The sequence below is a fragment of the Caldicoprobacter faecalis genome (genome assembly GCF_900115765.1).
In the GTDB taxonomy this organism is placed as follows: Bacteria; Bacillota; Clostridia; order Caldicoprobacterales; family Caldicoprobacteraceae; genus Caldicoprobacter; species Caldicoprobacter oshimai.
Genome location: NZ_FOXR01000048.1, coordinates 1 through 11,483, shown reverse-complemented (window position 1 = coordinate 11,483; position 11,483 = coordinate 1). Strand labels below are relative to the sequence as shown.

At 48.9% G+C, this 11,483-nt stretch carries 8 protein-coding genes and 1 pseudogene; 7 read left to right on the top strand and 2 right to left on the bottom strand.

The window, feature by feature from the left end:
- Window positions 1-469: 469 nt before the first annotated feature.
- From uvrB to BM241_RS11265, 5 genes and pseudogenes are all read left to right on the top strand, one after another.
- Window positions 470-2,434, top strand: a pseudogene (gene uvrB, locus BM241_RS11285) (excinuclease ABC subunit UvrB); the annotation flags it as partial.
- Window positions 2,435-2,779: 345 nt separating this feature from the next.
- Window positions 2,780-3,967: an anaerobic nitric oxide reductase flavorubredoxin gene (locus BM241_RS11280; RefSeq protein ID WP_092282823.1), complete on the top strand. Its 1,188-nt coding sequence runs from the start codon at window positions 2,780-2,782 to the stop codon at window positions 3,965-3,967.
- 390 nt (window positions 3,968-4,357) lie between these two features.
- Window positions 4,358-4,573 carry a heavy-metal-associated domain-containing protein gene (locus BM241_RS11275; protein ID WP_092282822.1) on the top strand — a complete coding sequence of 72 codons (216 nt, stop codon included), beginning with the start codon at window positions 4,358-4,360 and terminating at the stop codon, window positions 4,571-4,573.
- Window positions 4,574-4,649: 76 nt separating this feature from the next.
- Entirely contained in the window at window positions 4,650-6,491 is a 1,842-nt protein-coding gene (locus BM241_RS11270; RefSeq protein ID WP_092282821.1) for a heavy metal translocating P-type ATPase, read from the top strand.
- Window positions 6,492-6,638: 147 nt separating this feature from the next.
- Window positions 6,639-7,322, top strand: a complete 684-nt coding sequence (locus BM241_RS11265) for a Crp/Fnr family transcriptional regulator (RefSeq protein WP_092282820.1) — start codon at window positions 6,639-6,641, stop codon at window positions 7,320-7,322.
- A gap of 24 nt (window positions 7,323-7,346) precedes the next feature.
- Here BM241_RS11265 and BM241_RS11260 read toward each other — a convergent pair whose 3' ends face one another.
- Window positions 7,347-7,895 carry a phosphoribosyltransferase family protein gene (locus BM241_RS11260; RefSeq protein WP_092282819.1) on the bottom strand — a complete coding sequence of 183 codons (549 nt, stop codon included), beginning with the start codon at window positions 7,893-7,895 and terminating at the stop codon, window positions 7,347-7,349.
- A gap of 137 nt (window positions 7,896-8,032) precedes the next feature.
- Complete coding sequence (locus BM241_RS11255) at window positions 8,033-9,100, bottom strand: SulP family inorganic anion transporter (RefSeq protein ID WP_092282818.1); 1,068 nt, start codon at window positions 9,098-9,100, stop codon at window positions 8,033-8,035.
- 483 nt (window positions 9,101-9,583) lie between these two features.
- Here BM241_RS11255 and BM241_RS11250 point away from each other — a divergent pair, with 483 nt between their 5' ends.
- Both BM241_RS11250 and BM241_RS11245 read left to right on the top strand, forming a co-directional pair.
- Window positions 9,584-10,414 (top strand): hypothetical protein, encoded by an 831-nt coding sequence (locus BM241_RS11250; protein WP_092282817.1) that lies wholly within the window; start codon window positions 9,584-9,586, stop codon window positions 10,412-10,414.
- Between the two features lie 368 nt (window positions 10,415-10,782).
- The gene (locus tag BM241_RS11245; RefSeq protein ID WP_025748249.1) at window positions 10,783-11,322 is read left to right on the top strand and encodes a cupin domain-containing protein; all 540 of its coding nucleotides are present in this window, start codon (window positions 10,783-10,785) and stop codon (window positions 11,320-11,322) included.
- The last annotated feature ends 161 nt before the right edge of the window (window positions 11,323-11,483 follow it).

Below are 11,483 nucleotides of genomic sequence, written 5' to 3'. Positions count from 1 at the left end.
GCTCTTTAAGCCTGGTAGTAGGGCTATTGGCTTGCCCCACAGGTGTGAGGTACACACCACACCTGTGTTGCCCTATTGAGTGGAATATCCACCCAGTAGGGAAGACGGCCTGAAATTCGGAGCTGTCAAGAATCCTCGCCCCTTCCAGGGCGGGGAGAAGTCAATAGCGATGCATTTGAAAAAGATGATCCATTTATAAAAGAGATTAAAACTAAAGGGATAAGGATAATATAAAAAAGCAGGTAATGTTACCTGCTTTTTCCATTATTTTGGTCATAATAAAATATGAACAATCAGGATGCTCGCATATTTGCTATAATGCCACCAGTGAAACTGGTTTGGACAATTTTAGCAATCTGTAAGTACGATAAGTGGACCTAGTTCACATAACGTAACAGCGTTCATCAACATAAATATTTTGATGACGTATGAATTGTGGTATAATTGACTCTGGAGGAGTGAGCGGGCAATGCGTTTTAAAATAAAGTCGGATTTCAAACCTCAAGGGGATCAGCCTAAAGCCATTGAGGCACTGGTAGAGGGTTTAAATAAAGGCGAGAAGCATCAAACCCTGATAGGGGTTACCGGTTCGGGTAAAACCTTTACCATGGCAAACATAATCGAGCGCGTCCAGCGCCCGACTCTGGTTTTGGCGCACAACAAGACGCTGGCGGCTCAGCTGTGCAGCGAGTTCAAGGCGTTCTTCCCCGACAACGCAGTCGAATACTTCGTGAGCTATTACGACTACTATCAGCCAGAGGCTTACGTGCCAGCCACCGATACCTACATCGAGAAGGAGACTTCGATTAACGACGAGATAGACAAGCTGCGCCATTCGGCTACTTCGGCGTTGTTCGAACGCAGGGACGTCATAATCGTGGCCAGCGTATCGTGCATCTATGGCCTGGGAAACCCCAAGGAATACAGGGACCTCACCCTGTCGTTGCGGCCCGGGATGGTAAAGGACAGGGATGAGGTGCTGCGCAAGCTGGTGGACATACAGTATCAGCGAAACGATATAAACTTCGTGCGGGGAACCTTCCGGGTCAGGGGAGATGTGGTGGAGATATTCCCTGCAGGGTCTTCCGGCCGGGCCATACGTGTGGAATTTTTTGGCGATGAGATCGAGAGGATCGCCGAGATCGATGCCTTGACCGGAGAGGTGCTGGGGTACCGCACCCATGTGGCCATATTCCCTGCTTCGCACTATGCATCGTCGCGCGAACGCCTGGAACGAGCCATCGCACAGATAGAGCGTGACCTTGAGATAAGGGTTAAGGAACTGAGGGACCAGGGACGTTTGGTAGAAGCCCAGCGCCTGCTGCAACGCACCAACTACGACATCGAGATGATGCGCGAGGTGGGATATTGCAACGGCATAGAGAACTATTCACGCTATCTGGACGGCAGGCAGCCTGGCGAGCCCCCTTATACCCTGCTGGACTATTTTCCCGAGGACTTCCTCATGTTCATAGACGAGTCCCACGTCACCATACCGCAGTTGCGGGCCATGTATGCCGGCGACCGCTCCAGAAAGGAGAACCTGGTGGAGTACGGTTTTAGACTGCCGGCAGCTTATGACAACCGGCCTCTTACCTTTGAGGAGTTTGAAAGCAAGATAAACCAGGTCATCTACGTCAGCGCCACTCCGGGACCGTATGAGCTCAGCAAGTCGTCGCGCGTGGTTGAACAGATCATAAGGCCTACGGGACTGGTTGATCCCGAGGTGGTGGTGCGGCCGGTGGAGGGGCAGATCGACGACTTGATTGGCGAGATACGCCAGCGCGTTGAAAGAAATGAACGGGTGCTGGTTACCACTCTGACCAAAAAGATGGCCGAGAGCCTTACCGAATACTTAAGGGAGATGGACATAAGGGTACGGTATCTGCATTCGGACATCGATACCATCGAGCGCATGGAAATCATTCGCGACCTGCGAAAGGGCGAGTTTGACGTTCTGGTGGGGATAAACCTGCTCAGGGAAGGTCTGGACCTTCCGGAGGTGTCGCTGGTGGCCATACTTGACGCTGACAAAGAGGGTTTCCTTCGCTCCGAGACCTCGCTTATACAGACCATTGGCCGCGCTGCGCGAAACGTCAATGGCAAAGTCATAATGTACGCCGATACCATAACCGATTCCATGCGTAGGGCCATAGATGAGACCAACAGGCGACGTCGGCTCCAGATGGAATACAACCAAAGGCACGGGATTACCCCAAGGACGGTTGTGAAGGGCATACACGACATCATAGAGGCTACAAAAGCCGTAGCCGAGCAGCCCGCCGATTATGATGTGAAAGAGCAGCTGTCGGTTGAGGAGATACATTCCCGTATAGAGAAGCTGGAGAAGGAGATGAGGGACGCCGCAGCAGCCCTGGAGTTTGAAAAGGCCGCTCAAATCAGGGATGAGATATTCAGGCTGAGAGAAAAGCTGCAGGATGCGAAAGAACAGGGCAAGAAGCAGCAGAAGCAGCTGACCCAAAAATCCGGTTCAAAGAAAAAGCGCGGATCGTTGTAAGCCCACCGAAGTCCACCGCATTTGTTAGCGGTGGTTTTTTATGTATTCTGCAAAGTTAGTGTAAAGTTAAGTTTTGCTGTTTCAAATGAAATCCGCAGTTTTGAAGCAAAATTGGCAGCAAATGAAAAGATTAAGTGTGCAGCAAAATCAAATTCGACGCAAACTCGAGTAACATGAAAAATGGTTTCAAACACGAAATTTGGGTGTATTAATTGTATAAAAGGTTTGCAGACTATAGACCAATATATGGAGGTGCTTTAGATGTCGCAAAAGATAACTGAAAAAGTCACCTGGGTGGGCAAGATAGACTGGGAGCTTAAGAGGTTTCACGGCAACGAGCTCTCGACCCACAGGGGTTCCTCGTACAATTCCTATCTCATAAGGGATAAGAAGACCGTCCTGATAGACACGGTATGGAAGCCCTTTGCAGATGAGTTTGTCCGAAACCTGAAGAAGGAGATAGACCTCAACGAGATCGACTACATTGTTGTAAATCACGGGGAGATAGACCACAGCGGTGCACTGGTTGAGCTTATGAGGGAGATTCCCGATACTCCAATATATTGCACTGCCAATGCCGTAAGGTCGTTGAAGGGGCACTATCACCACGACTGGAATTTCGTTGAAGTGAAGACCGGCGATACCCTGGATATAGGGGAGAGCAAGCTGATTTTCATCGAGGCGCGGATGCTCCACTGGCCCGACAGCATGTTTACATACATGACGGGTGAGAACATTCTGTTCAGCAATGACGCATTCGGCCAGCACTACGCCTCGGAGCGCCTCTTCAACGATCAGGTGGATCAGGATGAGCTGTATTACGAAGCCATGAAGTATTACGCCAACATATTGACGCCTTTTAGCGGCTTTGTCACAAAGAAGATTAAAGAGATCATGGATATGGGGTTGCCCATTGATATCATATGTACCAGCCATGGCATTATATGGAGGGACAACCCGCTTCAGATTGTGAACAAGTATCTGGAATGGGCCGACAATTATCAGGAAAACCAAATCACCATCATATATGATACCATGTGGAATGGCACCAGGCGAATGGCAGAGGCAATTGCAGAAGGCATAAGGTCTTCCGATGATGCCGTGGTGGTTAAATTGTATAACGCTTCTAAGTATGACAAAAACGATATAATAACCGAGGTGTTCAAATCCAAGGCTGTGCTGGTGGGTTCGCCTACCATAAACAGGGGAATCTCCTTCTCCATATCGGGCATTCTCGAGATGATAAAAGGTTTGGGCTTTAAAAACAAAAAGGCGGCCGCTTTTGGAGCCTATGGATGGAGCGGCGAAGGCGTAAAGATTATCACTGAGGAGCTGAAGGATGCCGGCTTTGAGGTTGTAGATGAGGGCATAAGGGCTCTGTGGAACCCCGATGAACAGGCGCTGCAGCAGTGCAGGGAATTTGGCCAGCGCTTTGTAAGGAATTTGTGATGTTTTGGCTGAAAAATTTACACGGGATAGGAATGCCACACAGCTGCCATGCATGGGCTGTTGCCATGTTATATGGCTGTTAAAGACAAGTGGTCACGATGGCGCATCTTGTAGTACTGCAATGACAGGATTGTGCAGCAGGCGTTAAAGATAAGTAGCCACAGCGGCAGCTTGTAGCGCGTATGACCGATAATTATGCGCTGCTATTTGCTTCCGCGACAGGCGAGAGGGGAGCCGCACTTTAAATACGCGGCTCCCATTTTCTATTTAATGAGCACACGGATTTTTTTAAATGCGAATTTGATCCAGGTCAAAGAAATTGCAGCAGATATTTATTAAAATTGAGTCACAAAATATAAAAAAACAAAATTTTTGAGGAGGATGACCTTTATGACTACAAAGAATTATCAGCTGGAAACCTTGACCTGCCCTTCGTGTATGGCAAAGATTGAGAATGCTTTGAGGCGTACCAAGGGCGTCGAGAGCGTTGAAGTGCTGTTTAATTCCAGCAGGGTAAAGGTGACATTCGACGAGCTTGTGGTGTCTTCAGATGATGTCAAGCGCGTCATCGAAGGGCTGGGCTACAGGGTACTGGGCGAAAGGTAGTTTTTGCGGCAATCGTGCTATAGCGTTTAACTGCTGTTGTACAGGCAATTTTGTTTACAGCTGGGAGGAGAATGTGATGAGGACGACAAAACTCCAGAGAGTGGTGCTGTCCGGAATGCTGATAATAGTTTCCTTTGTATTAAAAAGGGCAGTTGTGTCTCCGGTGATTGCCGATGTGTTTATGCTTGGAGCGGCCATGGTGGCAGGTATTCCCATTATGAGAAAGGCTATTGCGGGAATCAAATACAGAATACTGGGCATCGATGCCTTGGTATCGTTGGCTGTGATAGGTGCGGTATATTTGCGGGAATACTGGGAGGCCGCGGCGGTTACCTTCCTTTTTACCCTGGGCGATTACCTGGAGTCCAGGACCCTTGAGAAGACCAGAGCATCCATTAAGGCGCTGCTCAATATGATGCCTGACATGGCGAGAGTGATAAGGGACGGCCAAGAGATGGAGATATTGCCCCAAGAGGTGGTAAAAGGGGACACCGTCATCGTAAAGCCGGGCGAGAGGATACCGGTGGATGGCACCGTCACAGAAGGCAATGCCTATGTCAACCAGGCGGCAATCACCGGGGAATCCATCCCGGTAAACAAGGAAACCGGGGACACGGTGTTTTCTGGAACCGTCATTGAATCGGGGTATCTCAAGATAAGAGCCGACAGGGTGGGAGAGGACACCACCTTTGCAAGGATACTTCAGATGGTGGAGGAGGCGCAGGACAAAAAGGCCAAAACCCAGAAATTCCTGGAGACGTTCTCGAGATATTATACCCCATTCATCATAGTTTTTGCCGTTCTGCTGTTTATATTTACCAGGGACCTGCGGCTTTCGCTTACCCTGCTGGTCATAGCCTGCCCGGGTGCCCTGGTGATAGCCACGCCGGTTTCAATAGTGGCGGGGATCGGCAACGGGGCCAGGCACGGGGTGCTGATAAAGGGTGGCGAGGTCATGGAGAAGCTGGGGCAGATAAAGGTTCTGGCCTTCGACAAGACCGGCACCCTGACGGAAGCAAGGCCCAGGGTTACGGGAATAAAGTCATTTGGCATGGATGAGAATGAACTATTGATCGTAGCCGCTATCGGCGAGAGCTATTCGGAACATCCGCTGGCCAAAGCCATAGTAAGCGCTGCCCAGGAGAAGCTGGGGCCGATAGGTGAGTTTGCCGAGACGTCAGAGATCATACCCGGACAAGGTTTGAAGGTGAAGGTCAGGGGACAGGATTATCTAATAGGCAACAGGAAGCTGATGCTGGAAAACGGGGTGAGGATAGAGCAAGAGCAGGAGGAGTATATAAGGCAGGAGGAAGAGCGCGGCCAGACGGTGGTCATCATTTCAAATGTCGAGAGGGTACTGGGCGTCATATCCATAGCCGATGCGGTACGGGCTGATGCAAAGCAGCTAATTGCCGATTTAAAGCGGCTGGGTATAAGAAAGATTGTGATGCTGACGGGAGATAACAGGAGAACTGCGGCGGCAATAGCTCAGCAGCTTGGCATAGACGAACATTACGCCGAGCTCCTTCCCGAGGACAAGGTTAAGGTGCTTGAGGACGTTTCGCGGCAGTTTGGCCCCGCTGCAATGGTAGGTGACGGGGTCAACGACGCCCCGGCCCTGGCTTCGGCTGATCTGGGAATTGCCATAGGCGGTGCAGGTACCGATGTGGCCATGGAGACCGCCGATGTGGTGCTGATGTCAAACGAAATAAAGAAGCTGGCTTATGCCATTGGGCTGAGCAGGGCCACGGTGAGAAATATGAAGCAGAACATATTTTTTGCTATAATAGTAGCAGCGCTTTTGCTTGCAGGGGTACTGGCAAAGAAGGTGTTTCTGTCATCCGGCATGCTTGTCCACGAGTTAAGCGTGCTGATCGTCATAATTAACGCCGTAAGGCTGCTGGCCTACAGGCAATAGAACGACCAGAAGTATAAAACAAAAGGCAAAATATAAAAAGTTACAAAGCGGCAAACAGCATGTTGTGTGCTACAGTTTTGAACTGTATGCATGCTTAACTGGCCTGTATGTGGGAATGGCGCTGTACCGGGGAAGGGGGGATATTCCATGGACCGGAGTTGTAACTGTGAGAAGTCGAGGCAGAGCTGCGTACATCTGGTTCCTATATTCAATGCGTTGAACAGCCAGGAGATAACGGAGATAGAAAACATCACCTACAGCAGGACTTATGCTAAAGGCGAAATGATTTATATGGCCGGGGAAAAGGGAGAAAAGCTGTTTGTCATCCACAGGGGCAAAGTGAAAATAACCAGGATTTCCGAGTCGGGCAGGGAACAGGTGGTCAGGGTACTGGGGCCGGGGGATTTCATGGGTGAGCTATCCCTGTTTGTACACGTCCCCTTGACGGACAATGCTCAGGCCCTGGAGGATACCGAGGTGTGCGTGCTGGATGGCCAGAGCCTGAAGCAGCTCATGATGAAATACCCTGCCATAGCTTTAAAGATACTGGAAGAGCTTAGCATGAGATTGGAAAAGGCCGAGAGGTTGATTGAAGATTTAACTACCCGCAGCGTGGAGGCCAGGATTGCGCGGGCCTTGCTCGAACTTGCGACGCATAACGACGAGGTGGTACTTGAGCTCAGCAAGGGCGACCTGGCGTCCCATACCGGCATGTCTCCCGAGACGCTCAGCAGAAAGCTGTCATACTTCCAGAAGATGGGCTGGATAAAGCTGGAGGGGCGCCGGAAAATCGTCATACTGGACAAAGAAAGTTTGGCATCCCTCATATAGGGATGCCTTTTTGATGATCAAATTTCACTTTAGCGGGAACAAAGGCAGCTTTTCCAAAAATATTATGTCATTCCGCTGGGCAGCGTCTCCCTCGGCCAGGATGGCCGCTTTTGCGACCACTATCCCTCCTGCTTTGGTGACCAGCCGTTCGACGGCCTGTACCGATTCTCCTGTGCTTATGACGTCGTCAATTATGGCCACGCGCCTGCCCTTTACCAGGGAGGCATCGTTGTGGTCCAGGCACAGGATTTGCTTTTTCTGTGTGGTTATCGATACCACTTCATCCACAATGGGTGATTCCATATAAGGTTTAATGCTCTTTCTAGCCACGATATAGCGTTTCATTCCAAGCAACCGGGACATCTCAAACACAAGGGGTATCCCTTTGGCTTCCGCTGTGACCAGTATGTCAACCGGGGGAAGCTTTTTGACCAGCTGGGCCGCAGCGGCGCACACCAACTCGGTATCGCCCAGTATGACGAAACTGGCTATGGCCAGGTCATCGCTGATCTTAACAATTGGCAGCTCCCTTGTGACGCCAGCCACATGAAGCGTATAAGTTTTTTGCGCCATGGGAAGACCTCCTTTCCAGCCTGTTGCGTCGTATTCTAAATTTAAAGCATTTATGGCGTAGCGATGCAGGTCTCACTGCGCCTGATAGTTAAATTCTACGTATTAAGCATCTTGGATTTACAGTTTGTTGTGAACATTCACAGCCTTATTACGGACCCGAGCAGCTTGAGCACAAGGCCTGCCAGCATTCCCAGGAATGGATCGGTGATGGCGGTAACCGTCATGGTTACTCCTCCTACGATGGGCCCGCCGGGTATGTCGCCGCCTGCCAGAGCGTTTGCAGCGTTTGTGGGTACGGTGACTATTGCGCCCAGCACGAACAGGAACCCCGCAATGGACTCGCTCGGGATAAATCTCCCTATCTTGGGTAACAATCCCGCCAACAGTATAGCGGCCATCAGAGCCATCATGAGTACCCCCGACCAAACGGGATGTGGGGCACTGCCAGTTGCAGATATGATCGACTCAACAGGGCCGCCTCCGAACAGGGAGGAAACCATATCGGCCAGGCTGCTTATGACGGACAGGTGATCGACGTTTACATCGGTTTTGGCAATCTGCCCAGTTATCTTTCCAAAGGCTATGTTGGCACCAATGTTGAGGCATACCATGGCCAGTGCGCCCCGTATCACCGTGGGATTGATCGTAAATCTCTGCAGCACAAACCCTTCTTTTTCGGTTACCTGAATATCCGACTTTTTCTTCAGCATAAGCGAGATTGCGCTGGACACCACCACTGAAACCGTGATGGTATATACCAGGTTTTTGGTTAAAAGGTAAGTGATAAAGCCGACTATCATTGAGCTGAACCCAACAGTAGGATTTTTTCTGGCCATATCTATGGATACTTTTGCCAGCATGATACCCACGCCGGCCATCATGCCGCTGGTAATGACAGGGCCCACAAAATCCACGATCCTTTCTAAAAGCCCAAAGAGGCCTATTAGCGTCATGATGCAGCCGCCCAGGAAGGTCATGGATAAGCGTTCGCGCCTGTCCTGCCCCATGGTTCCCGCCACTGTTATGGTTTCGGCCTGAAATGATACCGGCGCGACAGAGCCCACCAGCGCGTTGCCGGCAGCGCCGACTATGAAAGCCAGGGCAGTTGGTACCGATGCAAAACCATAGGATAATGCCAGTAGTCCTTGAGGCAAACCGTTTAAGATTACGCTCAAAGCTGCCAGTATATCCTGTAAAATTTCCATGGATTATAACCCCTTTCTTGCTGTTTGCCTTGTTTTGTATTTTCCTACATCTTTTTGCTTTTTGGATCATGTCGAACGATTTATTTTAGATACGCACAGAAAATATATCACGTTTTCAAACAAAAAGCAATAATTTTTATAAAAAGTACGGAAATTGCGGCATACAATGCCCTGCGATAACGGCAAATGTTCGGAATTTGCAACCTGTAACTCTGGGTACTGTATTCTTTATTGTATTTTTTGGAATTGTGGTTTCTTTAACGTTGTTTGTCCACCATGATAAAGCCATTAACTTGTGAATATACAAGACTGCGACAAAAATGCTGAGAAACTAAATAAGTTTTCAACTGTAGAGGGATAATTAATCTTGAAGGTAGAAGAATGTTCATTTTGAAAGGATGTATTTCAAAAACAGCGGGCATTTTTGGCTGAATTGATCATTATGCTTGAAAAATGAACTGATGAAGAGAGGGTGAAACGGCCGTGAAGAAAAGATTTGTTGTGGTTATAGCTGCGGCATTTTTAACAACTGTAATGCTTTTTGATTATAACGGCAGGGCATCTAACTTTAGGGTACCTGACTTTTTGGATTTAAAATCAGATAAGGAACAAGAGGCGGGGTATCGACGACAGGAACATAGCTACAGCGATGCAGATTCCTTGCAGGCATTTGACTCGCCTGAGGCGGCCTTGCGCTTTTATTTTGACACTTTAAAGACGGCATCAAATTTGACCGAGCGCCAGATGGCGGCGCTAGGCGGAACCATAGGCGAGGGCTTACAGCTGTATGAGGAGGCCTATCGATGTTGGAGTGAGCAATGGAGGCGTAAACACGCCTATCAAGAGTTCCTTGCATCATGGCAGGGTACCGTGCAGGTAGAGCTTTTAAAGCTCCTTCCTGCTGGAAGGCAAAATGGACAGGCGAGGTTTTTCGTTGAGACACGGCATATCGAGGTTACCGATGACAACCCGCGAACGGGAATCTTTTACTACACAGGCTTTTTCGTCGTGGACAAAACCCGGGAAGGATGGCGCATCACCGAGGGCGGCCTGACACCACAAAACTTGGCCTGGGAACTGGGAGGGCATCAGCCGTGGCGTTCTGATCCCGTTATGGTGGCACGGATAGATGGCCTGGGTGTCGGAATGGAGGACGATATAGGAAAGCCCGTTGTTCAGGGCAATCCCGATGGCACCGTGACGGTGAGGTTCCTGGACGATGGCGGCATGGAAAAGTATAGGGTGGTGCTGTATAAACCAAAAGATGGGATGTGGAGGGTGCTTGAAAAAGCCGGTGGCGCTACTGCAACTTAATTTGCTTGAGTGTAGCTTGATAAAGCAACGCTTGTGTGTGCAATTTTTCGTTTACCGTCATTTTTGCTTCAAAATTGCGGATTTCGTTTTTAGCAGCAAAATAGACTTTTTATACTGAAATTCATGATATGATGGGCAAATGATGTTTGGTTTTAATGCCGGTTTGAAGACCGTGGGTCGGCGTTAGAATAAAAACTTATTAGATCAAACATAGAATAAATTTCCAGATATGTCAATATTATTTACAAAAAATAGTATTGACATATTTTTTTATCTGTGTTAAAGTGTGTGCTAGGTTTAAGATCACTAAACAAAAAGTTTAGTTTACAAAAACTTTTTAAACTCAATTTTATTGGGAGAAATAAGTTATGAAAATTGGTGAAAAGATAAGGCAACTGCGGCTTAAGGCGGGTTTGACGCAGGAAGAGCTGGCCGACAGGTGCGAGCTGACCAAGGGCTTTATCTCGCAGGTGGAGAGGGAGCTGACGTCGCCCTCCATTGCTACCTTGATGGACATACTGGAGTGCCTTGGGACAAATCTCAAAGACTTCTTCAGCGATGCCGTGCCCGAGAAGGTGGTGTTCAAGAAGGACGATGTATTCATAAAGCAGGACGAGGAGCTCAAGCACTCGATAAAATGGCTGGTGCCCAACGCTCAAAAAAATGCAATGGAGCCCATACTCATGCAGATAGAACCCGGCGGAAGCTCTAATGAAGATAACCCGCACGATGGAGAGGAATTCGGCTATGTGATATCGGGCAGCATAAACCTCTATCTAGGGAACCATAAGTACAGGGTGAGAAAGGGAGAGAGCTTTTATTTCAAGGCCAACCAGGTTCACAGAATAGAAAATGCTGGGAAGGCGAAGGCGGTTGTGCTGTGGATATCATCGCCACCCAGCTTTTAATATTATGAAGGTTTGAGGGGGGAGAGTTAAGTCCATATAATTGTGTAAAAAGGGGTTGAGCCACCCCCACCCCTCTGGTTAGAATTAAAATGTAAAAACCAAAACTAACTGGAGGGATGAGAAATGGCTCAATACAATATTACCATTGATTCTGAAATTTT

Bases quoted from the DNA above. Each gene is read 5' to 3' on its own strand.
- BM241_RS11280 (WP_092282823.1), top strand. From the start codon at position 2,780: ATGTCGCAAAAGATAACTGAAAAAGTCACCTGGGTGGGCAAGATAGAC.
- BM241_RS11275 (WP_092282822.1), top strand. From the start codon at position 4,358: ATGACTACAAAGAATTATCAGCTGGAAACCTTGACCTGCCCTTCGTGT.
- BM241_RS11270 (WP_092282821.1), top strand. From the start codon at position 4,650: ATGAGGACGACAAAACTCCAGAGAGTGGTGCTGTCCGGAATGCTGATA.
- BM241_RS11265 (WP_092282820.1), top strand. From the start codon at position 6,639: ATGGACCGGAGTTGTAACTGTGAGAAGTCGAGGCAGAGCTGCGTACAT.
- BM241_RS11260 (WP_092282819.1), bottom strand. From the start codon at position 7,895: ATGGCGCAAAAAACTTATACGCTTCATGTGGCTGGCGTCACAAGGGAG.
- BM241_RS11255 (WP_092282818.1), bottom strand. From the start codon at position 9,100: ATGGAAATTTTACAGGATATACTGGCAGCTTTGAGCGTAATCTTAAAC.
- BM241_RS11245 (WP_025748249.1), top strand. From the start codon at position 10,783: ATGAAAATTGGTGAAAAGATAAGGCAACTGCGGCTTAAGGCGGGTTTG.